Genomic DNA, 24,248 nt, shown 5'->3' with positions numbered 1-24,248 from the left:
CGGCGGATCAGGCGGCGGGGACCTTGTCGAGGAATCCGTAAACCTTGGCGATACGGCCGTTTTCGACGACTGCGACATCGAAGCCGATCACCACCGGTTCGCTGTCGGCCGGGCCGAGACCCCAGGTGAAGCGGACCTGATTGTGGTGCGCGTCAACCGGTCCCGCCAGCTTGAACACCCACCCGGGGAACTTGGTCTGAACGGCGGCGATGCCCCCATCGATCTCCGCGTGACCGGTCACGGCCATCAATGGATCGACGTAGGTCGCCTGCTCGGTGAACACCCGCGCGATGGCCGCCTTCCTGGCGGCGGGATCGGTGGCGTTCCACGCCTCCAGATACTGGGCGACAACAGTATTCATATCGACCTCCGGTGCCGCGGCCTGCGAGCTACCCGAGGGCGGCGCCGGCGCGGGGTCCGCGGTAGCGCATCCGGTCCCCAGCCCCAGCGCCATGATCGCGGCCGTCGCGAGGACGATTGCCTGGCGCGGCGTACGGCGGATAACTCGACTCATGATGTGTCCTTCGCAGTGCTCGTTGCTCGTCTTGCTAACGGGAGCAACGCTATTGCCGCAGGACACGACCCCGAATCTGTCATCCATAAGTACTTTCGGCAGTCGACTACCGGCGGTCGATGTAAGTCATGAAAGCCCCCTTGCGTTTCGGATCAGGCGATCCCGAGGTATCGACCCAGTGCGTCGTCGAGTGCGGCTACGTCGGTGCGGTTCAGCATCTCGACAAACTTTCCGAGGTAGTCCAGATCGATGGTCCGCACCTGGTCGACCAGCAGAAGTGTTTCGCGGCCGTCGATCTCGGTCACTGGCCGGAAGACCGAAGATCGAGCTGACGTCGACGTGGGGACGATCGTCACCACCGAGGAAAGCAGATCTGTCGGCGACACGATGATCCCCAGCCGTCGCCCGCGTTGCTCATGGCCGCGCTTGGCATCGCCGAGATCGACACGGTGGACTGCTCCACGGATCAGGTTCACCATGCGTCGGGCTCCGCGTTCAGGTCCTCATCCCGAAGCGCTGCCGCGTCGATTCGGGCCTGCGCTAGCCACTCTTCGCGATCGAGTAATCGCAGGGCGCGACGGATGACATCGGTGATGTTCTCGTCGTCGTGGCGGGCGCGGTTGATGATCTGCTCGTCGTCAGCGGTTGGGCGAAAGGTAATCGTAGCCATGTGACAAGTGTACGACATAAGTAAGACAGCTGTCGTATCGAATTAGTTGTGAGCTCTACCGCCGAGGCGGCTCGAAGGCGCCTCGTTCGGTAGGGTTCGCCGGGTGAAGGCATTGCGTCGATTCACCGTCCGTGCCCATCTGCCTGAGCGGCTGGCCGCCCTCGGCGAGCTCGCTACGAATCTGCGCTGGTCGTGGCATCCGCCGACGCAGGATCTGTTTGCCGAGATGGATCCGCAGCGGTGGTTGGAGATGGGGCACGACCCGGTGCGGATGCTGGGGGAGGTGCCTGCCGCGCGGGTGGACGAGCTGGCGGCCGATCCCGAATACGTGCGTCGAGTGGATGCCGCAGCGGCGGATCTGCGCGACTACCTGGCGGCGCCGAGCTGGTTCGAGCGGCGGGCGGGGGAGGAAGGGGTGCGCGGGATCGCGTACTTCTCCATGGAGTTCGGCGTGACCGAGGTGCTGCCCAACTACTCCGGTGGCCTCGGCATCCTCGCGGGGGATCACCTGAAGGCGGCCTCCGACCTCGGCCTGCCGCTGATCGGTGTCGGTTTGCTGTATCGCTCCGGCTATTTCCGGCAGACATTGTCGGCGGACGGGTGGCAGACCGAGCACTACCCGGATCTTGATCCGCAGGGTCTGCCGTTACGGTTGCTCACCTCGGACAACGGTGGGGCGGAGACCGCGCCGGTGCTGATTCACGTGGCGATGCCCGATCAGCGGGTGCTGCGGGCACGGGTGTGGATCGCGCAGGTCGGCCGGGTGCCGCTGCTGCTGCTGGACTCCGATATCGCGGAGAACGATCCGGAGCTGCGTGCGGTGACCGACCGGCTCTACGGCGGCGATCAGGAGCATCGGATCCGGCAGGAGATCCTGGCCGGTATCGGCGGGGTGCGGGCGGTGCGCGCCTACACCAATGCGGCCGGGCTGCCCGATCCCGACGTGTTCCATATGAACGAAGGGCACGCGGGGTTCCTCGGCGTCGAGCGCATTCGCGAATTCGTCTCCGCCGGACAGGATTTCGATACGGCGCTGGCTGCGGTGCGGGCCGGCACGGTCTTCACCACGCATACCCCGGTGCCCGCCGGTATCGACCGGTTCCCGATGCCGATGGTGCGCCGCTACTTCGGTGGCGCGCACGGCGAATCCGAATCCGCCATGCTCCCAGGACTTTCCGTGGACCGGATCGTCGCATTGGGTCGCGAGGCGGATCCTTCGGTGTTCAACATGGCGCACATGGGTCTGCGACTTGCCCAGCGCGCCAACGGCGTATCGAAACTGCACGGCGAGGTCAGCCGGGAGATGTTCGCCGCGCTGTGGCCGGGGTTCGACGCGGCCGAGGTGCCGATCGGCTCGGTCACCAACGGCGTGCACGCGCCGACCTGGGCGGCCCGCGAGTGGTTCGACAAGGCGCGCAAGCACATCGGCGCCGAACTCGTCGAGGAGGCGCGCGGCTGGGAGCGGCTGCGGGATGTCGATCTCGGCGAACTGTGGTCCACGCGTAATGCGTTGCGCGCCATCCTGGTTGCCGAGGTGCGGCGCCGGGTGCGCGCGTCCTGGCTGGACCGCGGCGCCGCCGAGGCCGAATTGGGCTGGGTGGACAGCGTTTTCGACCCGGACGTGCTGACCGTCGGCTTCGCCCGCCGCGTGCCGACCTACAAGCGGCTCACGCTGATGCTGCGCGACCCGGAACGGTTGCGCGCCAGGCTGCTCGACCCCGAGCGGTCGATGCAGCTGGTGGTCGCGGGCAAGAGCCACCCCGCCGACGACGGCGGCAAAGCGTTGATCCAGCAGGTGGTGCGCTTCGCCGACGATCCCGAGGTGCGGCACCGCATCGTCTTCCTGCCCGACTACGACATGTCGATGGCCCGCTACCTGTACTGGGGTTGCGATGTCTGGCTGAACAATCCGCTGCGCCCGCTCGAGGCGTGCGGCACCTCCGGCATGAAGTCCGCGCTCAACGGCGGCCTCAACCTGTCCATCCGGGACGGCTGGTGGGACGAGATGTTCGACGGCGAGAACGGCTGGGCCATCCCGACCGCCGACGGCGTCAGCGACGAACACCGCCGCGACGACCTCGAGGCCGCCGCGCTCTACGACCTGTTCGAGCGGACCGTCGCGCCCCGCTTCTACGATCGCGACGCCGCCGGGATGCCGGTGCGCTGGGTCGAGATGGTGCGCCACACCCTGCAGACCCTCGGCCCGAAGGTGCTCGCCTCCCGCATGGTCCGCGACTACGCCGTCGAGTACTACGCCCCGGCCGCCGACGCCTACCAGCGGGCAACCGCGGACGAGTTCGCCGAAGCCCGTGCCATCGCTGACTACCGGCGCCGCGTCGAAGCGGCTTGGCCTGCGGTGAAGGTGATCCAGGTGGACAGCGCGGGCCTGCCCGATACGCCGATCATCGGCGCGCGCCTGTCCCTGACGGCGCGCATCGACCTGGGCGGATTGCAGCCCGGCGATGTGGTGGTGCAGGCGGTGCTCGGGCGAGTGTCCACCTCCGACGACCTCTCCGATGTGAGCACCGTCGCGATGACGCACACCGGATCCGACGCCGGTGTCGAGCTTTTCACCGTGGACACGCCGGTGCCGCTGTCGGGCGCCGTCGGCTACACGGTGCGGGTGCTGCCGCGCAACCAGTTGCTGGCCTGCGATGCGGAGCTCGGATTGGTCGCCGCACCCAACGCTTGAGAGCGGCCGCAGGGGCCACACCAGCCCTTTCGTGACACGGACGGTCCGGCGGGATCGGTCGGGTCGAATTCCGCGATTCGGTGAATCGTCGGCTACCGTGCCTGGGCACGCCCGTACCACTCCCCGACTGGAGACCGCCCATGGCCACCGCCGTACCGACCGAGCCCCGAGGTCGCATCGACGCGTTCTTCGGCATCAGCGCGACTGGGTCGAGCATGAAACGCGAACTCATGGCGGGCACGGTGACGTTCCTGGCCATGTCCTATGTGCTCGCCGTGAACCCGTCGATCCTCGGCGACGAGGGTGCCCTCGGCGACAAGGGCATTCCGATGCAGGCGGTGTTCACCGCGACCGCCGTCGCCGCAGTGTTCGGCACGCTCGTCATGGGGCTGTGGGCCAAGTATCCGATCGCGCTCGCGCCCGGCATGGGGCTCAATGCGTTCTTCGCCTACTCGGTGGTGCTCGGCATGGGCATTCCGTGGGAGGTGGCGCTGTCCGGCACCCTGCTCTCCGGCATCATCTTCTTCCTGCTCGCGGTCACCAAGGTGCGCGAACGCATCCTCAATGCGATTCCCATGCAGATGAAGCTGGCCGTCGGCGCGGGCATCGGGTTGTTCGTGGCGTTCCTCGGCTTGAAGAACGCGGGCATCGTGGTGAACAGCGAAGCCACCCTCGTCACCCTGGGCGACTTCACCAAGGGCACCACGTTGCTCGCGCTGTTCGGGCTCGTGATCACCGTGGTCTTCCTCGTCATCGGCTGGCACGGCGCGGTGCTGTACGGGATCGTGCTCACCGCGGGTGTGGGCATCGTCAGCGGGCTGGTCGATCTGCCCAACGGTGTCGTCGCGGCGCCGAAGGGGCTGGACCAGACCTTCGGTCAGGCGATCATCCATCTGCCCGACGCGTTCACCGGCCAGATGGCCGTCGTGGTGCTGACCATGCTTTTCGTGGACTTCTTCGACGCCTCCGGCACCCTGATCGGTGTCGCCAACCAGGCGGGTCTGCTCGACAAGGACGGCAAACTGCCGCGTGCCGCGAGCGCGCTGGCCGCCGATTCCGTCGGCACCATGGCGGGTGCGGTCATCGGCACCTCCACCACCACCGCCTACGTCGAATCCACCGCGGGTGTGTCCGCGGGCGGGCGCACCGGATTGACCGCCGTCACCACCGCGGGGTGGTTCCTGATCGCCATGTTCTGCTACCCGATTTTCGCGGTCGTCGCGGGATCCGGCGAGGTCACCGCCCCGGCGTTGATCGTGGTCGGTGTGTTGATGTCTCGCGCACTCGGCGAGATCGACTGGAATCGGCTTGAATACTCGGTACCCGCATTCATCACGATCGTGATGATGCCGCTGACGTACTCGATCGCGAATGGCCTGGCCATGGGAATGCTGTTCTACCCGATTGTCATGGTCGCGAAGGGTCGGATCAAAGACGTGCACCCGGCGATGTGGGCACTGCTGGTCGTGTTCCTGGGTTACTTCTTCTTCCTCACGGAGTGAACCGAACCGGGGACGGAAAACGTAGTCAGGAATAAGACCAGGGTCTTGGAAGTTGAGATGGCCCGTGCGAGAATCGGACCGCAGTCCGCTTCAGCGCCGAAGCTATCTTGACCAGCTGTTTGGAATCTGACTTGCAGGGACGAGGACCAACATGACCACGAAATCCGTACTCGAAAGAGCTACCACCAACACCGAACTGGACGGCGTCGCCGCCGACATCGGACTCATGATCATCCGCGTCGCATTCGGCGGGCTCATGGCCGTGCACGGTGCCCAGAAACTGTTCGGCTGGTTCTATGGCTACGGCCTGGAAGCCACCGCCGCAGGCTTCGATGGCATGGGTTACAACCCCGGCAAGGTCTTCGGCACCCTCGCGGGCCTCACGGAACTCGGTGGCGGTCTGCTCCTCGCCCTCGGCCTGCTGACGCCGCTGGCCTCCGCCATCGTGCTGGGCACCATGATCAACGCGATCAACGCACTGTGGCCCATGGGCTTGTTCGGGGAGAACACCTACGAGATGCCGTTGCTGTTCGGCGTCGTAGCCGCGGGATTCGCCTTCACCGGCCCCGGCAAGTTCTCGCTGGATCACGGCCGCCCCTGGGCGCAACGGGGATTCGCGGTCGGCGCGGCGGCGATCGTGCTCGCCGTGATCGCCGCGGTGATCACCCTCATCCTGAAGTGGGTCATCTGACCTACTGGCCACACCTCTCGATCGCGGCGCGGTGACCCATTCGGGTCACCGCGCCGTTGTCATGTCACAGTCCGCGACGCTGCGTCGTCGTCTTCTTGTTCGGAACAGTTGAGAAATAGGAGACGGTGATGGCTATCGAGATCAGCAATCCTGCGGAGCTGCACGATCCGACGGGGTTCGGGTACAGCCATGTGGCGCGGGTCAGTGGGGAGCTGGTGCTCATCGCGGGTCAGTACGACTCGGATGCGGAGGGGCATACTACGAGTGCGGATTTCGGGGTGCAGGTCGACAATGCGTTTGCCAACCTCGGGATCGCTTTGCGCTCAGTGGGATTGGACTTCGCGGACGTTGCGCAACTGCGCACGTTCATTGTCGACCACAACCTCGACAAGCTTGCGGTGATCGGAAAGAAGATCGCGGAGATCTGGGGTGAGCGTCCGCCGGTGCAGACGTTGGCGGGGGTTGCCGCGCTCGCGTTGCCGGGGATGTTGTTCGAGGTGGATGCGGTAGCTGTGCGAGGTTGATCGGGGTCGGCCGCCGAGTTCCGCGGGTAGGGGTTGGCGCGGGATTCGGCGGCCGGACTGGAACGATCCAATTGGATTGCTCTAGTTTGAAGGGGAACCAGGGGGAGATCGTGTGCGTCTTATCCTGTGTCGGGGTGTCCCGGACCTAAGTCAGGAGAGATATGCGAACCGCCATTGTGTCGCCGAAGGTCGCGGTGCGGACGGTGCTCGCCGGGGTGGCGGTGGTCGGGTTGGTGGCGGGGTGCTCGCCGACCAAGGAAGGGACGCCTACGACAGAGGTCAGTGGGAAGCCGACGAATGGTGAGCCCACGGTGCAGTACAACCCGTGTACCGAGTTGTCTGATGACGCGTTGCGCACCATCAAGGTGGACCTTGCCTCGAAGAAGACCGTGACCGACGCCCCGTCGGGGCCGGTTACCTGGCGAATGTGTCAGTGGGCTTCGACCGATGGACCGTACGCGGTGACCGTGGGTGCGAGCTCGCACACCCTCGACGAAGCCCGAAAGAACGACACCGTCACCGGGTTCCGCGACGTAAAGGTCGGCCCGCGGGCAGGCCTGATCTACCAGGACAAGGCCGACGAGAACAAGCTGCGATGCTATGTGAGCATGCCTTCTTCGAAGGGCATGTTCGTTGTGATCATTGGCTGGTTCTATGGCCAGCGCGCCTCTCTCCCGCAGGCGCCACCATGCGACCTCGCTGCTCAGCATGCGGCACAGCTAGAGCCTTACCTGCCGAAATAGACGTCGATGAATCGACTGGCCACTGCCGGTGAATGTCGGGCGGCCTTCGCGGTTGGCAGTAGGTGCGATTGAAAGCGATGGAGGAGAGATGTCAGAGTCGGAGCAAGACACTGAAACTCAGATGCAGGGCATGCTGACGCGTTGGCAAACACTGAAGACGCAGGCCGAAAGCGGCGAACTTCGGTTGGACACCGAGATCGGCACAGCATTGGCTCGACACGCCCAGCGAATGAGTGACCAGCTCAGCCTCATGATGGACAGGGCGAGCAGTCTGGCCTTCTTGTCCGGTTTCGGCACCCTCCAGTCTGCGGACGCGCTGCGCAACAAGTTCGCGCAGAAGGCCAACAACGGCAATGATTCAGCCGTCAAACGACTGCAGCAGAGCATCGACGTCGTCACCCTGATGAAGGAAACCTACGAGCTCGCCATCGGCAAACTCCAGGAATCCGACCAGTCCGCCGCGGACAAGCTCGCCGCCCTGAACATGGGTGGTGCCTAATGCCTTCCTTCAACGACTGGCTCGTCGCGATCGGCGCGGGCCGTCTCACCGGCTCTCCGCACGAGGCGGACAAGAACAAGCAGACCGATCAGCAGCGTGCCGCCGACGAGAAGACGAAGTGGGATCAGGACCGCGGTTTCGTCAACAACGAGTGGTCGAGTTTGCTGTCCGAGTACGGCGGTGGCACGTTCGACGCGCCGGCCATCAAGGCGCAGGATCCGTTCGAGACGATGTCGCATCAGCAGATCTACAACGCACTCGAAGGGGTGCAAGAGGGCGAGATCAACGCCAAGGCCGACGGCTGGCGGAATCTGTCCACCGACGCGCGTAACGCCGTCGAAGAGTTCAAAAAGGGTGTCGAGCAGGACATTACGGAGCACTGGAACGGTAAGTCGGGCACGAGCGCGATCGATGCGACGCGCGAATTCTCGACGTCGTTCGCGAAGCTGGCCGCCACGTTCCAGATGGTCGGACACGGTCTGGACCTGACCCAGGGGCACCTGGCGCAGGCGAAAGCCAGTGTGGGGAAGCCGGATAGCTATACGGTCGGTGATCGATTGATCGACGCTTTGCCCTTGCAGAACGTCATCAAGGGCCCCACTCATCGCGCGCAGGAGGCGGAGAGTGAGGCGCGGTTCGTGATGACCCAGTACTACCGTCCCGGCGTGAACGAGGTCGACAAGATCACCCCGATCCTCCCGGAACCCACCACCACGGTGGACAAGAACAACCCGGGTGGCCCGATCAGCAACCCGAGCTCGAACCCGACCGGCAACCCGACCAGCGCCGATCCGACCGGCTCGCCGAATGCGACGGATCCGAAATCTGCGGACGATCCGAAAAAACCGGACACCACCACCCCGCAGTCGACGCAACCGGCCGGCACGAACCAGAACCCCACCTCGGACAAGCCGACCAGCACAACGCCGGCCTCGACCACCCCGGCGACCCCGAGCAACACCGACGATCCGACGAAATCACGCACCCCGTCGACCCCGTCCAGCACGCCGTCCACGACCTTCCCCGGCACCCCATCGCGCACCCCCGGCACCCCGAGTTCCACCCCGTCCCCGGGAAAAAGCGTGCCGGGCAAGGCAGCCACGCCCACCACCACGGCCGCATCGACCGCCGCCCGCGCGGCGTCGACGGGCAAGGCGGGCGCGGCAGGCATGCCGGGCATGGGCGCGCCCGGCGCGCGCGGCAAAGGCGACGAGGACGGCGAGCACAAAACCCCGGATTACCTGATCTACGACCGTGGTTCGGAATTGCTCGGCACGCAGCCGCCTGCACTGCCGCCGGGCGGGGTCATCGGCGGATGAGCGAATCCCGCTGGCGCCTGGACGGTTTGATGTTCGAGCTGGCGCTGGAGGCGCTCGGGCGGGACCGGCTGCCATATCCGTTGCGCTACACCGTCGATGGCGTGGAGGCCTACGAGGACTATCAGCGGCTGCGCGAGAATGCCGCGCGGCAGCTGTCGGGGTTCGCGACTCCCGACTTGTTCAATGCCTTGAATGTGTTGCTGGAACCGCAGGTTCGGGTCGAGGTGCACGGATTCTTCGGGCGCGACTTCAAACAGGTGGTGCGGGTGCACGCGGGTATGACGGCGCGCGCCGCGACCGTCGCGGTCCAATTACCCGGTCCCACGCAGGAATACGGCCGCGATATTCTGCTGAGCCGTTGTCCGCCCCAGGCTTTGCCCGGGCAGATCGCCGCGCAGTTCCCGAATTGTGTCGGCGGCAAATATCCGCCGATCAGTGGGCGCCGCTCGGATGTGCACCGGGTGGAGTACGCCAAGCACCCCACGCGCCTTTCACACACCGAGCAACTCAATCGCATCGTGCGCCGCCCACGCTCCGGGCTCGGCGAAGTCGGCGTGTTCGCGGGCGGCGCGATCGACAGCAGGCCGACCACCGACGGTCGCGGTTTCCACTGGATGGATTACCTGCCCGCCGACGGCCGCTACCTGCTGCACAACCACGGCGACGACGAGTTCACATTGACGCCGGGGCCGACCGAGGAGCTCCAGCGACAGCTGCACCGGCTCATCGAGACCACCTACCGCGCGGTGGCACACAGCTGGTGATCAGGGGTGTAAGACGAGCATCGTGTGCGCCCCGTGGTGGAATTCGTAGCCGGTTTCTCGCAGGCTGGTTCGGATGCCTTTGTCTTCGAGTTCCTTTCGGACGTGCGCGACCAGATCGTCCTGTTGGTTACCGAGGTGGTCGACCAGCGGATAGGCGCGGACCTCGCCGGTGCCGACCCTGGCCAGCTCGAGCAGGGCGGTGCGGTGGAAGTCGGCGTTGAGCCGATCGGCGTAGGTGAACAGCAGGTGGGAGCTGAGGACCAGGTCGAAGCTGTTATCGGGGAAGGGCAGCGACGGCAGTTCGGCGGCGACGTACCGATCGGGGCGGACGGTCTGATCGGCACCGAACAGCAGGGCGGCGGCGTGGCGCATCTCGCGGTGCTGCTGCGGGCCGCCGTACCAGTCCCACCGGTATCTGGCCGAATGTGCCGTGGCCCAACTGCTTCCGCGATCGGTTTCGGCGACCGCGAGAATCCGTAGCTCCTCGGCGGAGCGGGCGTAGACCGGATCGGCGGCGGTGACGTGGGCGCCGAGTGCACTCGCCTCGGCCGTGAAACTCGCTGCGCCGCCGGGGCAGTCGAGAATTCGGCCGTGCAAATCGGCGTCGGAGAGCATGAATATTGCGCGATACTCGGCCAATGATCTTGCACTGACCAGAAATTCGCCTAGGACATCGCTGTCTGCGGGGTGCTTCATCTGGAAACGGTCTCATGTGCGGACCGCGCGCGAGGGAGGATTTGTGGTGTCCCCGCGCCGCGTGCAGGGCTTGGCGCGGGGACCGCCGATACATTCGGTGTGGGAATTGGGGTTCACCGAAGTACCACCCTTAATTTACTTCTGTTCGGAAGTATGCGCGAGTATCGGCGCGGCGATGTGCGCGGTATCACACCGCGTTTTCGGTGAGTCGCTTCAGCGCCTTCACCACGACCTCGGGGTCGGCGGTCTCCCAGTACGGCGGCAGCGAGGCGCGCAGGTAGCCGCCGTAGCGGGCGGTGGCCAGCCGGGAGTCGAGGATCGCGACCACGCCCCGGTCGTCGACGCTGCGCAGCAGCCGGCCGGTGCCCTGCGCGAGCAGCAGCGCCGCGTGGTTGGCCGCGATCGCCATGAACCCGTTGCCGCCGCGCGATTCGACCGCGCGCTGGCGCGCGGTGAGCAGCGGATCGTCGGGGCGCGGGAACGGAATTCGATCCAGGATGACCAGGCTCAGTGACGGGCCGGGCACGTCGACGCCCTGCCACAGCGACAGCGTGCCGAACAGCGAGGTCTCCGGGTCGTCGGCGAACTTGCGGACCAGCGCGCCGGTAGAGTCGTCGCCCTGGCACAGCACGGGTGTGTCCAGCCGCTCGCGCAACGCCTCGGTCGCCGCCTTGGCCGCGCGCATCGAGGAGAACAGGCCGAGGGTGCGGCCGCCCGCGGCCTTGATGAGCCGCTCGATCTCGTCCAGGTAGGCGGGCGCGAGGCCGTCGCGCCCGGGCGGGGGCAGGTGCTTGGCGACGTAGAGGATGCCGGACTTGGCGTGGTCGAACGGCGAGCCGACATCGAGCGAACTCCAGCGCACCTTGTCGGCGTCGGCGGGTGCCTCGGCCCCGTTGGCCATGCCGGGATCGGACTGGCTCGACGATTGCGCGGGCAACCCCCAAGTGATCGCGAGTCCGTCGAACGAGCCGCCGATCTGCAGCGTCGCCGAGGTGAGGACCACGGTCGCGGTGCCGAACAGCCTGCTGCGCAACAGCCCGCCCACCGAGAGCGGCGCCATCCGCAGCGAGCGCCGGGTGACCCCGCGCATCTCGTCGGCGGACAGCCAGATGACGTCGTGCCGTTTCGCCGGATCTGGTTCGTCGAAGGCGGTGAGCGCGCGGACCGCGCTGTCGTGGATCTCATCGATCGCGGCGAGCGCCTGGGTGCGGGCCGCGGCGGTCTCGACGTCGCCCTGCTGGGTGGTGCCGCCCTGCGGGGCCAGCGCGGTGCGGGCGTTCCACGCGGCATCGCGGATCAGCGCGAGCACCGGGGCGACGCCGTCGGGAATCCGTTCCCAGCGGGCGGCGGGCAACTCGTCGAGCACGTCGTGCCACGCCTCAGCGGCGCCTTCGAGGCGGTCCACCTCTTTCTCGTCGATCAGCTTGGCGCAGCGCCGCGCGGCCGCGCTGATCGCCGTCGAGGCCAGCTCGGCGGTGGCCACGCCGGTGACGCGGTCGACCAGTTCATGGGCCTCGTCGATGACCACCACGTCGTGTTCGGGCAGCACCTGGATGCCGCTGATCGCGTCGATGGCCAGCAGCGCGTGGTTGGTCACCACCACGTCGGCCTGCGCGGACTCCGCCCGTGCACGCTCGGCGAAGCAGTCCTGACCGAACGGGCAGCGTGACTTGCCGAGGCATTCGCGCGAGGAGACGCTCACCTGTTTCCAGGCGCGGTCGGTCACGCCGGGCACCAGTTCGTCCCGGTCGCCGGTCTCGGTGTCGGAGGCCCACTCGTTGAGCCGCTGCACCTCGCGGCCTAGCCGGGAGATGGCGAACGCGTCGAACAGCTCGGCCTCGGGCTCGTCCGGGATCACGCTGTTGATCTTGTTCAGGCACAGATAGTTGTTGCGGCCCTTGAGAATCGCGAACTTCGCCGCGCGCCCGAGCGGCTTGCTCAGCGCCTCGGACAGCCGGGGCAGATCGCGATCCACCAGTTGGCGCTGCAGCGCGATCGTCGCGGTCGACACCACCACCGTGCGCCCGGTGCGCACCGCGTGCCGCAGACTGGGCACCAGGTAGGCCAGCGACTTGCCGGTGCCCGTTCCGGCCTGCACCGCAAGGTGCTCCTTGGTGTCGATCGCGTGGTCCACAGCGGTCGCCATCGTCACCTGCCCGACGCGCTCTTTCCCGCCGAGCGCCTGCACGGCAGTGGCCAAAAGGTCGGGGACGGCGGGGAGTTCGGGCACGCGAGCAGCCTACTGCCCGGGACCGACAGCGCAGGCGGCCGTCACGGTGATCGGTTAGCCGGAAACGCTTCCTTCGAGGTCGACGCCCGCGGCGCGCATATGACCCAGCGCGGCGTCGGTCGTGTCGCGGGAAACCCCGGCCGTCAGGTCGAGCAGCACACGGGTGTCGAAGCCCTCGATGCGCGCGTCGAGCGCGGTGGCGCGGACGCAGTGGTCGGTGGCGATGCCGACGATGTCGACCGACTCGATGCCGCGCGCGCGCAACCAATCGGCCAGGGTGGTGCCGTCCTCGGCGGTGCCCTCGAAACCGGAGTAGGCCGCGGAATACTCGCCCTTGGAGAAGACCTGCTGGACCGCCGAGGTGTTCAGATTCGGGTGGAAATCCGCGCCCGGGGTACCCGCGCGACAGTGCGGCGGCCAGGAGTCGACGTAATCGGGCTGCGCGGAGAAGTGGTCGCCGGGGTCGATGTGATGGTCCCGGGTCGCGACCACCGCGGTGTAGTGGGTGGCCGCGAGCAGGTCACTGATGCGCGCGGCGACCGCGGCGCCGCCCGCGACGGCGAGCGACCCGCCCTCACAGAAATCGTTCTGTACATCGACGATGATCAGGGCTCGGGTCATGCTGACCTCCCGCGGTGTGAACTGAGTACCCGTATTGCATTGTGCCGCTTCGCGAGACTGCCGACCCGGGCGGATCGGCAGGGCGGTGGTCAGCTCACGAAGGTCGTCGGCACGGCGGGCTCGCCCGCGGACAGCTTCAGTCCCTCCCACGGCAGGCTGATCAGCCCGTTCGCCACGTGATCGCGGCTGTCGGACAGCGTCGGCAGATCGTCGACGAGCTTGCCCTCGCGCACCAGCGGGACCAGCAGTTCGCGCGCCTCGAACCCGTTCGCCTCGGGCATCGGACCGGCCGCCGGGTAGACGATCTCCTCGACGATCGTGCCGGTCTCCCTGGACAGCCGGATCGCCTTCTTCGTGCCGCCGCGCGACTCCTTGTGACTGCTGCGCTTGGCGACCGGCACGCCCTCCACCTCGACCAGCTTGTAGACCATGCCCGCGGTCGGCGCGCCGGAGCCGGTCACCAGCGAGGTGCCGACGCCGTACACATCCACCGGCTCCGCCCGCAACGCGGCGATGGCGTATTCGTCGAGATCACCGGACACCACGATGCGGGTCTTGGTCGCGCCGAGCCCGTCCAGCTGATCGCGGACCTGTCTGGCCAGCACGCCGAGGTCGCCGGAGTCGATCCGCACCCCGCCCAGCTCCGGCCCGGCTACCTCGATCGCGGTCGCCACACCGCGGGTGATGTCGTAGGTGTCCACCAGCAGCGTGGTGCCGATGCCGAGCGCCTCGACCTGGCTGCGGAAGGCGGCCGCCTCACTCTCGGCCGCCCCGACACCGGCGCCTGCCGCCCCCGCGTGCAGCAGCGTGAACGCGTGCGCGCTGGTGCCCGCGCCGGGCACGCCGTAGCGACGCACCGCCGCCAGATTCGAGGTCGCGTCGAAGCCGGCCAGATAGGCGGCGCGCGAGCTGTCCGGCGCGGCGAGTTCATGGGTGCGCCGCGACCCCATCTCGATCATCCGGCGCCCGCCCGCCGCGCTCACCATCCTGGCCGCCGCGGACGCGATCGCGCTGTCGTGATTGAGGATCGACAGGACTAGCGTCTCCAGCACGACGCACTCGGCGAAGCTGCCGCGCACCGAGAGGATGGGGGAGCCGGGGAAGTACAGCTCGCCCTCGGCGTAGCCGTCGATATCGCCGGTGAACCGGTAGTCGCGCAGCCAATCGACCGTCTTGGCCGGCAGGAACGGCGCGATCACGGCCAGCTCCGGTTCGCCGAACCGGAAGTGCTCCAGCGCGTCGAGGACCCGGCCGGTACCGGCGACCACACCGTAGCGGCGGCCGTGCGGCAGGCGACGCGCGAACACCTCGAAGGTGCAGCGGCGATGGGCCGTATCGTCGGCCAGCGCGGCGGCCAGCATGGTCAGTTCGTACTGGTCCGTCAGCAGAGCGGTGCTGCCGACGCCGTCGCGGATGTCCACGCAGCCACTGTAGACAGACCGGTCCGGTATAGAGCGCTTGCGAGTGCGATACATGATAGGTGGGCGCTCGCTCGGTGACTTGTGAAATGCTCGAATCAGGTCCGATCGGGGTGTTGCTCATCCGGAGTCGAGTCGTACCCTTGACGTTATGGCCTTGTGCAACATAGTCGGAGGCGGCGTCGGGGTAGGCGCCGTGGACGCGACACTGTCAGCGGCACAGGCGACCCCCGAGGCGGTCGAATACACCGAGATCTTGGAGGCAGAAGATCGCCCGTGGGTCACTGTGGTCTGGGACGACCCGGTCAACCTCATGCACTACGTCGCCTACATCTTCCAAAAGCTCTTCGGCTACAGCAAAGCGAAGGCGACCGAGCTGATGCTCTGTGTGCACAACGAGGGTAAAGCGGTCGTCTCGTCGGGTTCGCGGGACAAGATGGAACACGACGTCCAGCGGCTGCACGCCGCCGGACTCTGGGCGACCATGCAGCGAGACGACTGACCAGGACGACTACCCTGACGCCGTGCGGAAGTGGAGCAGAAAGAACTCGCTGAGCGGTCTCAAACTGCGATCCGAGATGGACGCACGCGAGGCCAATGTGCTGCGCTCGCTGGTCGGTGCGGTCTCCGGGCTGCTCAGCGAGCGCGCCGAAGCCGCGCCCGAGGACGACCTCGCCGCGCTGACCGGGCTGCGTACCGGCAACACCGCAGCGCCGGACGATCCGCGGCTGCGCCGACTGCTGCCGGACTTCCATCGCAGTGAACCCGGTTCGCCCGACGCGGACCGGGCCGACCTCAACAGCGCGCTGCGCGGTCTGCACGAGCCGGAGATCATCGACGCCAAACTGGCGGCGGGCAGCGTCATCCTGAACACCGTGCCGACCTCGGGCGGCAAGATCGTGCTCACGCCCGAGCAGGCCGACGCCTGGCTGACCGCCCTCACCGACGTGCGCCTCGCGCTGGGCACGGTGCTCGGTATCGACGCCGACACCCCGGACCAGCTGAGCCCGGACGATCCGCGCGCGCCGCACCTGGACGTGTACCACTGGCTCACCTGGATGCAGGACTCGTTGCTGCAAGCCCTGGCTCCCTGAGGCGCGCGCACCGCCCCGCGCGAACCGGACCGGACAGGTAGAACAGAACCTGGATACGGGCGCAGTCGCGCCGCGACCGAGAGTCAGGAGCAACTGTGCAGGTGCAAGCGGGGCAACGTAATTCGCTCACCGACGTATCCGGTCTGCTGGTCGGGCACCACTACGCACTCGACCCGGACGCGACGCTCGGCTCCGGCGCGGCGACGGGCTCCACCGTCGTCTTCGCCCCCGGCGGCGCGACCGCCGCGGTCGACGTGCGCGGCGGCGGGCCGGGTACCCGGGAAACCGACGTGCTCGACCTGGCCACCACCGTGCGCCAGGTGAACGCGCTGCTGTTCACCGGTGGCAGCGCGTACGGGCTCGCGGCGGCCGACGGGGTGATGCGCTGGCTCGAAGAGCGCCGCGAAGGCGTCCCGATGGACGCGACCGACCCGAGCCGGGTGGTGCCGATCGTGCCCGCCGCGGTGGTCTACGACCTGCCGCTGGGCGCGTGGGACATTCGGCCCACCGCTGACTTCGGCTACCGGGCCGCGGACGCCGCGGCGCTCGACTTCGAACGTGGCGTGGTCGGCGCGGGCGTCGGTGCGCGGGCCGGTGCGCTCAAGGGCGGCATCGGGTCCGCGAGCGTGGTGATCGGTGAGGGTGTGGCGGCGGGCGCCACGGTCTCCGCGCTGGTGGTGGCGAACTCCGCGGGCTCGGCCTTCGATCCGCGCACCGGCCTGCCGTGGGGCGTCGGCACCGATGGGCCCGATCATTTCGGGCTGCGACCGCCGACCGCCGAGCAACTGGCCCACGCCAACACGTTGCCTGCGAAAGGTATGCGGCTCAATACGACCATCGGCGTGGTGGCCACCGACGCGCCGCTGAACCCGACGGGTTGTCAGCGCCTCGCGACCGCCGCGCACGACGGTCTGGCCCGCGCGATCCGCCCCGCGCACGCCCCGTTCGACGGCGACACCTTCTTCGCGCTGGCGACCGGTAACTGGGAGCCACCAGAGAGTTTCCCGCTGCCGCCGGCGTTCCCGCCGGACGTGTTCCTGGTCGACGTGCTGTGCACCGCCGCGGCCCTCTGTGTGGAACGCGCGATCGTCGACGCAATCTTGTCCGCGCATTCGGTCGGCGAAGTCCCCGCGTACAGCGCCTTATTTCCCCGCTAGTCACGGAGAATCCGGGACCGGGCGACGGACCCCGGGGAATAGCCGAATATTCTCACTCGTTGTCGACTGCGACAGGGTCGGCATTGCGAAAGGGTTCGACTAGTGCTGGTGATCAGGGCCGACCTCGTGGCGGCGATGGTGGCGCACGCGCGCGCCGATCATCCCGACGAGGCGTGCGGCATCATCGCCGGACCGGAGGGTTCCGATCGCCCGGAACGCTTTGTCGCCATGGTCAACGCCGAGCGTTCACCCACCTTCTACCGGTTCGACTCCGGTGAGCAGCTGAAGGTGTGGCGGGCCATGGACGACGCCGACGAGACGCCGGTGGTGATCTACCACTCGCACACCGCCACCGAGGCGTACCCGAGCCGCACCGATGTGTCCTACGCGTCCGAGCCGTTCGCGCACTACGTGCTGATCTCCACCCGCGACCCGGAGCAGCACGAACTGCGCAGCTACCGGATCGTCGGCGGCGAGGTCACCGAGGAACCGGTGCGGATCGTCGACGCGTACGAAACCGACTGAAACCGATGCTTGTTCGTGCAACCGAGGAGTCCCCATGCCGGTAACCGTGTCCATCCCGACGATCATGCGTTCGCTCACCAAAGGCGAGAAGCGTGTGCAGGCGCAGGGCGCCACGCTGAGCGCGCTGATCGATGACCTCGACGCGAACCACCCCGGCCTCGCCGAGCGACTGCTCAAGGACGGCAAGCTGAACCGCTACGTCAACATCTACGTCGACGACGAGGACGTGCGTTTCTCCGGCGGCCTCGACGCCGAGGTCCCCGCCGACGCGAGCGTGACCATCCTGCCTGCCGTCGCCGGAGGCTGACCGAACCGTGGCGCGTTATGAATCGCTGATCGCGACCCTCGGCAACACCCCGCTGGTCGGTCTGCGCACCCTGTCCCCGCAGTGGGACGGCGACAACCACGTGCGGCTGTGGGCCAAGCTGGAGGACCGCAACCCGACCGGCTCGATCAAGGATCGGCCCGCGCTGCGGATGATCGAGCAGGCCGAGGCCGACGGCCGGCTGACGCCTGGCTGCACCATCCTGGAACCCACCAGCGGCAACACCGGCATCTCGCTGGCCATGGCCGCCAAGCTCAAGGGTTACCAGCTGGTGTGTGTGATGCCGGAGAACACCTCGGTGGAGCGGCGGCAGCTGCTCACCATGTTCGGCGCGCAGATCATCGATTCCCCGGCCGCGGGCGGCTCCAATCAGGCCGTCGCGCTGGCCAAGCAGATCGCCGCCGAGCACCCGGACTGGGTGATGCTGTATCAGTACGGCAACCCCGCGAACGCGCTGGCGCACTACGAGACCACCGGCCCGGAGATCCTGGCCGACCTGCCGGAGATCACGCACTTCGTCGCGGGTCTCGGCACCACCGGAACGCTCATGGGTACCGGGCGCTTTCTGCGCGAGAAGGTGCCGGGCATCGAGATCGTCGCGGCCGAACCCCGCTACGGCGAGCTGGTCTACGGACTGCGCAACATCGATGAAGGTTTCATCCCCGAGCTCTACGACGAGTCGGTGCTGACCACCCGTTTCTCGGTGGGCCCGTTCGACGCGGTGAAACGCACCCGTGAGCTGGTCGGCGAGGAGGGCATCTTCGCCGGTATCTCGACCGGTGCCATCCTGCACGCCGCGCTCGGCGTCGCCCGCAAGGTGGCCAAGGCGGGCAAGCGCGCCGACATCGCGTTCGTGGTCGCCGACGGCGGGTGGAAGTACCTGTCGACCGGTGCCTACGACGGCACCTTGGAAGAGGCCGAGGAACGTCTCGACGGGCAGCTCTGGGCATAACTGCCCGCGGGCGGTCGCGCCGGTACCCTCGTCAATAGCGGGACGACGGTCGGTAGCCGCATCGTCGTGCTCCTGCTCGACGAGGAGGCTGCGATGACCGGTGGTTCGGGAATCGGTTCGTCATTCGACCCTGATCGGATCGCGGCGATCCGTGCGCAGTTGGGGAAGCCCGGCGCGCCGTTGCCGCGGACTACAACGCCCCCGGTGCAGTCGAACAACTTTTCTGCCGTCCGACAATTGTGGTTGCGCGCGGGCGTGCTCATCGCGGGATTCGTCGCGCTGCTGTACGGCATCGAAGGCGTGGACACCCTCGATAACAACGGACTCGATAACGCGGGCATCGAGCCCCGGCAGGCCGACGGGCTGTGGGGCATTCTGTTCGCCCCGGTTCTGCACCACGGCTGGCCGCATTTGATCGGCAACACCCTCCCCGTTCTGGTGCTCGGCTTTCTCGCGCTGGCCGCGGGCATCGGCCGTGGCCTGGCGGCGACCGCGATCATCTGGATCGTCGCAGGCCTGGGCACCTGGCTGACCGGTGCCACCGGCAGCGTGCACCTCGGCGCGTCGGCCCTGGTGTTCGGCTGGTTGACGTTCCTGATCTCGCGTGGGTGGTTCGCCCGTAATGTCGGGCAAATCGTGCTCGGACTCGTGGTGCTGGCGCTCTACGGGTCGTTGCTGTGGGGTGTATTGCCGGGACAAGCTGGAATCTCTTGGCAGGGGCACCTTTTCGGGGCGATGGGTGGACTGCTCGCCGGCTGGGTACTCTCTGGTGATGCACGCCGGAATCGTCGCGGGAATCAGGCCGGAGTCATTGCGTCGCCACGGTGATTCAGCGGCTCGTCGAGAAATGTGGGGGATAGTTTCTTGATGGAGAATTCGTCGTGGGAGCATGGGGGAATGCGCCTAACCGTCCTCGGGTGCTCGGGCAGCGTGTCCGGCCCGGACTCCCCAGCGTCGGGCTATTTGCTGACCGGGCCGGATATGACGCCCGTGGTGATCGATTTCGGGCCCGGCGTGCTCGGCGCGTTGCAACGGTATGCCGACCCCGGTGAGGTCGACATCTTCCTCACCCACCTGCACGCCGACCACTGCCTCGATCTGCCCGGCCTGCTGGTCTGGCGGCGCTACCACCCGACACCGCCGGTCGGCCGGGCCATCGTGCGCGGCCCGTCGGACAGCGCGCTGCGTATCGGCAACGCCTCGGCCGAGGTCGGCGGCGAATGCGACGACTGGTCCGACGTGATCGACCTGCGTCCGTGGAACGCCGGCGAGGAGATCGAGTTCGGGCCGGGCCATATCGTGTCGGCGAGCCGGATGTTCCATCCGCCGGAGTCGTACGGTCTGCGGATCGTGACGGCTGCCGGGCGCACCTTCGTCTATACCGGTGACACCGCGATGTGCGACTCGGTCAACGAACTCGCCCGGGGTGCCGACATTCTGATGGCCGAGGCATCGTGGACCCACGACCCCGCGAATCGGCCACCCGGCATTCATCTTTCGGGCACCGAGGCGGGCATGATCGCCGCCGAAGCGGGCGTCAAGGAACTGCTGCTCACCCACATTCCGCCGTGGACCTCCCGCGAAGACGTCATCGCCGAAGCCAAGGCGCAGTTCTCCGGACCCGTGCACGCCGTCGCACCGGGTGAGACGTTCGATCTCTGACCGGCTACCCGACTGACCGGCCGGTGTGACTAGGCTGTGGCGCGTGTCTAGACGAGCCGATGGCAGGGCGGACGACGAACTCCGCGAGGTAAGGATCACCCGTGGATTCACCACGCATCCAGCGGGTTCGGTGCTGGTCGAGTTCGGTCAGACCCGGGTGATGTGCACCGCGAGCGTCACCGAGGGCGTGCCCCCGTGGCGCCGCGACTCCGGCCTCGGCTGGGTCACCGCCGAGTACGCGATGCTGCCCGCGGCCACGCACACCCGCAGCGGACGCGAGTCGGTGAAGGGCAAGGTCGGCGGCCGTACCCAGGAGATCAGCCGCCTGATCGGCCGTTCCCTGCGCGCCTGCATCGACCTGGCCGCCATCGGTGAGAACACCATCGCGATCGACTGCGACGTGCTGCAGGCCGACGGCGGCACCAGGACCGCCGCCATCACCGGCGCTTACGTCGCGCTCGTCGACGCGGTCACCTACCTGGCCGCCAAGGGCGTGCTGGCCGACCCACAGCCGATCTCCTGCGCGATCGCCGCGGTGAGCGTCGGCGTGGTCGACGGCCGGGTGCGGCTGGACCTGCCCTACGAAGAGGATTCGCGCGCCGAGGTCGACATGAACGTGGTCGCCACCGACACCGGCACCCTGGTCGAGATCCAGGGCACCGGCGAGGGCGCCACCTTCCCGCGCTCCACCCTGGACAAGATGCTGGACTCCGCGCTGGTCGGCTGCGAACAGATCTTCGGCATCCAGAAGGAGGCGCTGGCGCTGCCGTATCCCGGCGTGCTGCCGGAGCCGTCCGAGCCGAAGAAGAAGTAGTCATGGCGCGTCGGGTACTGGTGGCCAGCCGCAATGCCAAGAAACTGAACGAGCTGCGGCGCATTCTCGCGGACGCGGGGATCGCGGGCATCGAGATCGTCGGGCTGGACGACGTGCCCGCCTACGACGAGGCGCCGGAGACCGGCGCGACGTTCGAGGAGAACGCGCTCGCCAAGGCGCGTGACGGTGCTGTTGCTACCGGATTAGCCTGTGTCGCAGACGATTCCGGCATCGAGGTGGACGCGCTCAACGGCATGCCGGGGGTGCTCTCGGCGCGCTGGGCCGGGCGGCACGGTGACGACGCGGCCAACAACGCGCTGCTGCTCGCGCAACTCGGCGATGTGCCCGACGAGCGGCGCGGTGCGCGGTTCGTGTCCACCTGCGCGCTGGTCGTCCCGGACGGCGCGGAGATCGTGGTGCGCGGCGAATGGCCGGGCTCGGTCGGCCGGAAACCGCTGGGCGACGGCGGGTTCGGTTACGACCCACTGTTCATTCCGGAGGGTGGCGACACTTCCGCCGCGCAGCTGACTCCCGCTGAAAAGGACGCGGTCTCGCACCGAGGCCGCGCGCTCACCCAGCTGTTGCCCGCGTTGTCCGAGCTCGCCGAAGACTGACTCGTTTGCCGAAGCCCGGCACTCGCCAACGGCGACCATTCGCCAGAGGCTGGCCGACCGGCTGCCCCGCCTGCCGAATGCTGAACCGCACACCGTTTTTGTAAGTCGCACACCTCGTATAGAGCGTGTGCGGCTCACGAAAAGGGTGTGCGGCTACAAAGCGGGTGGGGCGGTTAGATGTCGAACTCTTCTTTGACCTTTTTCGCGTTGATGTGCTCGACGACGAAGGACAGCAGGGGGATGGTGCCTGCGAGGAGGGTGCCGACGGTGCGCAGGACCGGCCAGCGCACCTTGACCGCGAGGTCGGCGGTGACCAGCAGGTAGACGAAGTACACCCAGCCGTGCACGACGGCGATCCAGCTGGGGGTGTGCACGTCGAAGCCGTACTTGGCGATCATCTCACCGGTGAGCAGCAGCAGCCAGAGGCCGGTGATCCAGGCCAGGGTGCGGTACCGCAGCAGTGCGGACTTGATCTTGGCGGCGCCGGTGCGCGCCGGTGCCAGGGTGCGCTCGGTGGCCGCGGTGCTCTCGGTGGAATTCTCGCTGGCGGTCAACCGGCGCTCCTCTCGGTGTCGCGGGTATGCAGGTCCGCCTCGCGGACCTGATCATCGATGTCTTGGGCGTGCAGTGCGGCCAGATACCTGTTGTATTCGGCGAGCACCGGGTCGTCGTCGCGGACCGCTTTCGGCCGTTCCGGCAGCAGTCCCGCCGGAATCTCGCGCGGCGCAACGGCTTTCGGGCTGGTCGTCGGCTTGTCGCCGGGGTTCTCGCTCTCCTCGGCTTCGCGTTCCAGCCGGACGAACCGGAAGTAGGCGAACACCGCGAACGCCGCGAACAACGGCCACTGCAGCGCGTACCCCAGATTCTGGCCGGTGCCGCTGGTCGATTCGAACCGCTGCCACTGCCACCACGCCAGCGCCAAGCAGCCGAGGGCAGCGACGATCACCAGCGCGATGAGGGCCGGGCGATTGTGTGCCGAGCGGCGGGGTGAAGCGGACACGGCTACTACGGTACCCGTCTACTACGCGGTCCGTAGGAGCAGGTAGGCGGTCGGAACCCGTTGCGACCCGCGCCGTGCCGTGCGGCACTCGGCACTGCGAACTGTGCGGGGGCAGGTGAGTCTCGACGGTGGCACGCTCACCGCAAGGGTGGTCGCGCCACCGCAGCGCATGCGACGACCCGCCCCCGGGTGGAGACGGGTCGCGCTTGACTCAGAACTTGTAGGTGACGCCGGTCAGTCGCTCGGATTCTTCCCAGAGCCGCTTCCAGAGTTCCTTGTTCTTGGACAGCCGGCTCGACGGCGACGCCTCCACCGGACCCTGGGTCTGGAAGAACCGACGCGGACCCCAGTAGACCTCGGGATCGGCATCCGGCATGGTGGCGGCGAACAGCGAGGAGTGCGCGGCCTTTTTCGGCGGGTGCCCGATGAGCGCGACGAACGGTTTGATGATCCGGTCGACCGGGGTCTCGGTCCTGGCGAACAGGTCGGTGGCCGAGACACCGGGGTGCACCGCGTAAGACCGCTTGGCGGAGCCGGATTCGGCGAGCCTGCGCTGCAGTTCCCTGGCGAACATCAGGTTGGACAGCTTGGCCTGCGCGTAGGCGAGATTGCGCTGGTAGCGACGGTTCTCGTAGTTGAGGTCGTCGATCCACAGCTTCGGGGTCTGCTTGTGCGCGATGCTGGCCAGCGTCACCACCCGGTCGCGGATGCGGTCCAGCAGCAGGCCGGTGAGCGCGAAGTGGGCGAGGTGGTCGACGCCCCATTGGGTTTCGAAGCCGTCCTTGGTGCGCGAGAACGGCACGTTCATCAGGCCCGCGTTGTTGATCAGCACGTCGATGTCGCCCGATTCGTCGGCGAATTTGCGCACCGACGCCAGGTCGGACAGGTCGAGCTCGGCGACGCGGACGTCGCCGGTGATGCCGTCGGCGACCGCCTTGGCCTTGGCCGCGTTGCGGCAGGCCATGATGACGGTCGCGCCGTTGGCCGCGAGGACATCGGTGGTCACGGCGCCCAACCCGCCGTTCGCGCCGGTGATCACGAAGGTGCGTCCGGTCTGATCCGGGATTTCAGTAGGTTTCCACGCCATGAAACAACCTTACTCTGGAGTAAGTTTCCGGGGAAGGGTTTCACCCCGGTTTGATGACGAGTGTCTCAGACGGAGGTGATACCTGTCACTCGGCCGCGTGAGGGAAACCGCCGCGAGAGATCACAGTCGCAAGCG

28 protein-coding genes are annotated in these 24,248 nt (G+C 67.4%); 18 read left to right on the top strand and 10 right to left on the bottom strand.

All coding sequences use genetic code 11. The annotated features are described in order from the left end of the window. Positions 1-7: 7 nt before the first annotated feature. The 3 genes from NN4_RS25515 to NN4_RS25505 all read right to left on the bottom strand — a co-directional run bounded on the left by NN4_RS25515 (position 8) and on the right by NN4_RS25505 (position 1,184). Positions 8-514: a nuclear transport factor 2 family protein gene (locus tag NN4_RS25515; RefSeq protein ID WP_308633338.1), complete on the bottom strand. Its 507-nt coding sequence runs from the start codon at positions 512-514 to the stop codon at positions 8-10. 152 nt (positions 515-666) lie between these two features. Further along, positions 667-993 (bottom strand): type II toxin-antitoxin system PemK/MazF family toxin, encoded by a 327-nt coding sequence (locus tag NN4_RS25510; RefSeq protein WP_147136319.1) that lies wholly within the window; start codon positions 991-993, stop codon positions 667-669. Continuing rightward, positions 987-1,184, bottom strand: a complete 198-nt coding sequence (locus tag NN4_RS25505) for a hypothetical protein (protein ID WP_135235090.1) — start codon at positions 1,182-1,184, stop codon at positions 987-989. Before NN4_RS25505 ends, NN4_RS25510 begins: the two co-directional genes overlap by 7 nt. A gap of 103 nt (positions 1,185-1,287) precedes the next feature. Between NN4_RS25505 and glgP the strand changes: the two genes are divergently transcribed. From glgP to NN4_RS25465, 8 genes are all read left to right on the top strand, one after another. After that, positions 1,288-3,876 carry an alpha-glucan family phosphorylase gene (gene glgP, locus NN4_RS25500; protein WP_186818631.1) on the top strand — a complete coding sequence of 863 codons (2,589 nt, stop codon included), beginning with the start codon at positions 1,288-1,290 and terminating at the stop codon, positions 3,874-3,876. A 140-nt stretch (positions 3,877-4,016) separates the two neighbouring features. Beyond that, positions 4,017-5,378, top strand: coding sequence for an NCS2 family permease (locus tag NN4_RS25495; protein ID WP_107654473.1), 1,362 nt, complete (start codon positions 4,017-4,019; stop codon positions 5,376-5,378). Between the two features lie 151 nt (positions 5,379-5,529). Further along, positions 5,530-6,069, top strand: a complete 540-nt coding sequence (locus tag NN4_RS25490; protein ID WP_147136316.1) for a DoxX family protein — start codon at positions 5,530-5,532, stop codon at positions 6,067-6,069. 128 nt (positions 6,070-6,197) lie between these two features. Beyond that, positions 6,198-6,593, top strand: coding sequence for a RidA family protein (locus NN4_RS25485; protein ID WP_107654475.1), 396 nt, complete (start codon positions 6,198-6,200; stop codon positions 6,591-6,593). 161 nt (positions 6,594-6,754) lie between these two features. Then, positions 6,755-7,336, top strand: a complete 582-nt coding sequence (locus NN4_RS25480) for a DUF3558 domain-containing protein (protein WP_147136314.1) — start codon at positions 6,755-6,757, stop codon at positions 7,334-7,336. Between the two features lie 88 nt (positions 7,337-7,424). Next, positions 7,425-7,835 carry a hypothetical protein gene (locus NN4_RS25475; RefSeq protein ID WP_147136311.1) on the top strand — a complete coding sequence of 137 codons (411 nt, stop codon included), beginning with the start codon at positions 7,425-7,427 and terminating at the stop codon, positions 7,833-7,835. After that, positions 7,835-9,154: a hypothetical protein gene (locus NN4_RS25470; protein WP_147136308.1), complete on the top strand. Its 1,320-nt coding sequence runs from the start codon at positions 7,835-7,837 to the stop codon at positions 9,152-9,154. Before NN4_RS25475 ends, NN4_RS25470 begins: the two co-directional genes overlap by 1 nt. Further along, positions 9,151-9,918 (top strand): ESX secretion-associated protein EspG, encoded by a 768-nt coding sequence (locus NN4_RS25465; RefSeq protein WP_186818630.1) that lies wholly within the window; start codon positions 9,151-9,153, stop codon positions 9,916-9,918. The genes NN4_RS25470 and NN4_RS25465 overlap by 4 nt, the downstream gene beginning before the upstream one ends. Here NN4_RS25465 and NN4_RS25460 read toward each other — a convergent pair whose 3' ends face one another. The 4 genes from NN4_RS25460 to NN4_RS25445 all read right to left on the bottom strand — a co-directional run bounded on the left by NN4_RS25460 (position 9,919) and on the right by NN4_RS25445 (position 14,886). Continuing rightward, positions 9,919-10,614 carry a methyltransferase domain-containing protein gene (locus NN4_RS25460; protein ID WP_246181073.1) on the bottom strand — a complete coding sequence of 232 codons (696 nt, stop codon included), beginning with the start codon at positions 10,612-10,614 and terminating at the stop codon, positions 9,919-9,921. Positions 10,615-10,801: 187 nt separating this feature from the next. Then, the gene (locus tag NN4_RS25455) at positions 10,802-12,844 is read right to left on the bottom strand and encodes an ATP-dependent DNA helicase (protein WP_147136305.1); all 2,043 of its coding nucleotides are present in this window, start codon (positions 12,842-12,844) and stop codon (positions 10,802-10,804) included. Between the two features lie 54 nt (positions 12,845-12,898). Next, positions 12,899-13,465, bottom strand: a complete 567-nt coding sequence (pncA, locus tag NN4_RS25450; protein WP_147136303.1) for a pyrazinamidase PncA — start codon at positions 13,463-13,465, stop codon at positions 12,899-12,901. Positions 13,466-13,554: 89 nt separating this feature from the next. Further along, positions 13,555-14,886: a nicotinate phosphoribosyltransferase gene (locus NN4_RS25445; RefSeq protein ID WP_147136300.1), complete on the bottom strand. Its 1,332-nt coding sequence runs from the start codon at positions 14,884-14,886 to the stop codon at positions 13,555-13,557. Positions 14,887-15,034: 148 nt separating this feature from the next. Here NN4_RS25445 and clpS point away from each other — a divergent pair, with 148 nt between their 5' ends. The 10 genes from clpS to rdgB all read left to right on the top strand — a co-directional run bounded on the left by clpS (position 15,035) and on the right by rdgB (position 22,026). Then, positions 15,035-15,385 (top strand): ATP-dependent Clp protease adapter ClpS, encoded by a 351-nt coding sequence (clpS, locus tag NN4_RS25440; RefSeq protein WP_107654482.1) that lies wholly within the window; start codon positions 15,035-15,037, stop codon positions 15,383-15,385. Between the two features lie 22 nt (positions 15,386-15,407). Then, complete coding sequence (gene aosR, locus NN4_RS25435) at positions 15,408-15,977, top strand: oxidative stress transcriptional regulator AosR (protein ID WP_147136297.1); 570 nt, start codon at positions 15,408-15,410, stop codon at positions 15,975-15,977. A gap of 95 nt (positions 15,978-16,072) precedes the next feature. After that, the gene (locus NN4_RS25430; protein WP_147136294.1) at positions 16,073-17,134 is read left to right on the top strand and encodes a P1 family peptidase; all 1,062 of its coding nucleotides are present in this window, start codon (positions 16,073-16,075) and stop codon (positions 17,132-17,134) included. A gap of 102 nt (positions 17,135-17,236) precedes the next feature. After that, positions 17,237-17,659 (top strand): M67 family metallopeptidase, encoded by a 423-nt coding sequence (locus NN4_RS25425; RefSeq protein ID WP_147136290.1) that lies wholly within the window; start codon positions 17,237-17,239, stop codon positions 17,657-17,659. Between the two features lie 34 nt (positions 17,660-17,693). Beyond that, positions 17,694-17,966, top strand: coding sequence for a MoaD/ThiS family protein (locus tag NN4_RS25420; RefSeq protein ID WP_107654486.1), 273 nt, complete (start codon positions 17,694-17,696; stop codon positions 17,964-17,966). 7 nt (positions 17,967-17,973) lie between these two features. Continuing rightward, complete coding sequence (locus tag NN4_RS25415) at positions 17,974-18,936, top strand: PLP-dependent cysteine synthase family protein (RefSeq protein WP_147136287.1); 963 nt, start codon at positions 17,974-17,976, stop codon at positions 18,934-18,936. A gap of 93 nt (positions 18,937-19,029) precedes the next feature. Then, positions 19,030-19,764, top strand: coding sequence for a rhomboid family protein (locus tag NN4_RS25410; protein WP_147136284.1), 735 nt, complete (start codon positions 19,030-19,032; stop codon positions 19,762-19,764). Between the two features lie 69 nt (positions 19,765-19,833). Further along, positions 19,834-20,598: a cyclic nucleotide-degrading phosphodiesterase gene (locus NN4_RS25405; protein ID WP_147136281.1), complete on the top strand. Its 765-nt coding sequence runs from the start codon at positions 19,834-19,836 to the stop codon at positions 20,596-20,598. A 43-nt stretch (positions 20,599-20,641) separates the two neighbouring features. Continuing rightward, entirely contained in the window at positions 20,642-21,412 is a 771-nt protein-coding gene (gene rph, locus NN4_RS25400) for a ribonuclease PH (protein WP_107654489.1), read from the top strand. Between the two features lie 2 nt (positions 21,413-21,414). Then, complete coding sequence (gene rdgB, locus NN4_RS25395) at positions 21,415-22,026, top strand: RdgB/HAM1 family non-canonical purine NTP pyrophosphatase (protein ID WP_135235106.1); 612 nt, start codon at positions 21,415-21,417, stop codon at positions 22,024-22,026. Between the two features lie 173 nt (positions 22,027-22,199). On the opposite strand, the gene NN4_RS25390 is transcribed toward rdgB, so the two are convergent. From NN4_RS25390 to NN4_RS25380, 3 genes are all read right to left on the bottom strand, one after another. After that, positions 22,200-22,580, bottom strand: coding sequence for a DUF3817 domain-containing protein (locus NN4_RS25390; RefSeq protein ID WP_186818629.1), 381 nt, complete (start codon positions 22,578-22,580; stop codon positions 22,200-22,202). Next, entirely contained in the window at positions 22,577-23,026 is a 450-nt protein-coding gene (locus tag NN4_RS25385; RefSeq protein WP_147136278.1) for a transcriptional regulator, read from the bottom strand. The genes NN4_RS25390 and NN4_RS25385 overlap by 4 nt, the downstream gene beginning before the upstream one ends. A gap of 211 nt (positions 23,027-23,237) precedes the next feature. Then, the gene (locus NN4_RS25380) at positions 23,238-24,113 is read right to left on the bottom strand and encodes an oxidoreductase (RefSeq protein ID WP_147136276.1); all 876 of its coding nucleotides are present in this window, start codon (positions 24,111-24,113) and stop codon (positions 23,238-23,240) included. Positions 24,114-24,248 lie beyond the last annotated feature (135 nt).

It is taken from the genome of Nocardia ninae NBRC 108245, assembly GCF_007990755.1.
GTDB lineage: Bacteria > Actinomycetota > Actinomycetes > Mycobacteriales > Mycobacteriaceae > Nocardia > Nocardia ninae.
This window is presented reverse-complemented; position numbering and strand designations above follow the sequence as displayed.

Bases quoted from the DNA above. Each gene is read 5' to 3' on its own strand.
- rdgB (WP_135235106.1), top strand. From the start codon at position 21,415: ATGGCGCGTCGGGTACTGGTGGCCAGCCGCAATGCCAAGAAACTGAAC.
- NN4_RS25405 (WP_147136281.1), top strand. From the start codon at position 19,834: ATGCGCCTAACCGTCCTCGGGTGCTCGGGCAGCGTGTCCGGCCCGGAC.
- NN4_RS25510 (WP_147136319.1), bottom strand. From the start codon at position 993: ATGGTGAACCTGATCCGTGGAGCAGTCCACCGTGTCGATCTCGGCGAT.
- NN4_RS25475 (WP_147136311.1), top strand. From the start codon at position 7,425: ATGTCAGAGTCGGAGCAAGACACTGAAACTCAGATGCAGGGCATGCTG.
- NN4_RS25470 (WP_147136308.1), top strand. From the start codon at position 7,835: ATGCCTTCCTTCAACGACTGGCTCGTCGCGATCGGCGCGGGCCGTCTC.
- NN4_RS25480 (WP_147136314.1), top strand. From the start codon at position 6,755: ATGCGAACCGCCATTGTGTCGCCGAAGGTCGCGGTGCGGACGGTGCTC.
- NN4_RS25490 (WP_147136316.1), top strand. From the start codon at position 5,530: ATGACCACGAAATCCGTACTCGAAAGAGCTACCACCAACACCGAACTG.
- NN4_RS25515 (WP_308633338.1), bottom strand. From the start codon at position 514: ATGAGTCGAGTTATCCGCCGTACGCCGCGCCAGGCAATCGTCCTCGCG.
- NN4_RS25410 (WP_147136284.1), top strand. From the start codon at position 19,030: ATGACCGGTGGTTCGGGAATCGGTTCGTCATTCGACCCTGATCGGATC.
- NN4_RS25420 (WP_107654486.1), top strand. From the start codon at position 17,694: ATGCCGGTAACCGTGTCCATCCCGACGATCATGCGTTCGCTCACCAAA.
- NN4_RS25465 (WP_186818630.1), top strand. From the start codon at position 9,151: ATGAGCGAATCCCGCTGGCGCCTGGACGGTTTGATGTTCGAGCTGGCG.
- NN4_RS25505 (WP_135235090.1), bottom strand. From the start codon at position 1,184: ATGGCTACGATTACCTTTCGCCCAACCGCTGACGACGAGCAGATCATC.
- pncA (WP_147136303.1), bottom strand. From the start codon at position 13,465: ATGACCCGAGCCCTGATCATCGTCGATGTACAGAACGATTTCTGTGAG.
- NN4_RS25485 (WP_107654475.1), top strand. From the start codon at position 6,198: ATGGCTATCGAGATCAGCAATCCTGCGGAGCTGCACGATCCGACGGGG.
- NN4_RS25380 (WP_147136276.1), bottom strand. From the start codon at position 24,113: ATGGCGTGGAAACCTACTGAAATCCCGGATCAGACCGGACGCACCTTC.
- clpS (WP_107654482.1), top strand. From the start codon at position 15,035: ATGGCCTTGTGCAACATAGTCGGAGGCGGCGTCGGGGTAGGCGCCGTG.
- NN4_RS25460 (WP_246181073.1), bottom strand. From the start codon at position 10,614: ATGAAGCACCCCGCAGACAGCGATGTCCTAGGCGAATTTCTGGTCAGT.
- NN4_RS25495 (WP_107654473.1), top strand. From the start codon at position 4,017: ATGGCCACCGCCGTACCGACCGAGCCCCGAGGTCGCATCGACGCGTTC.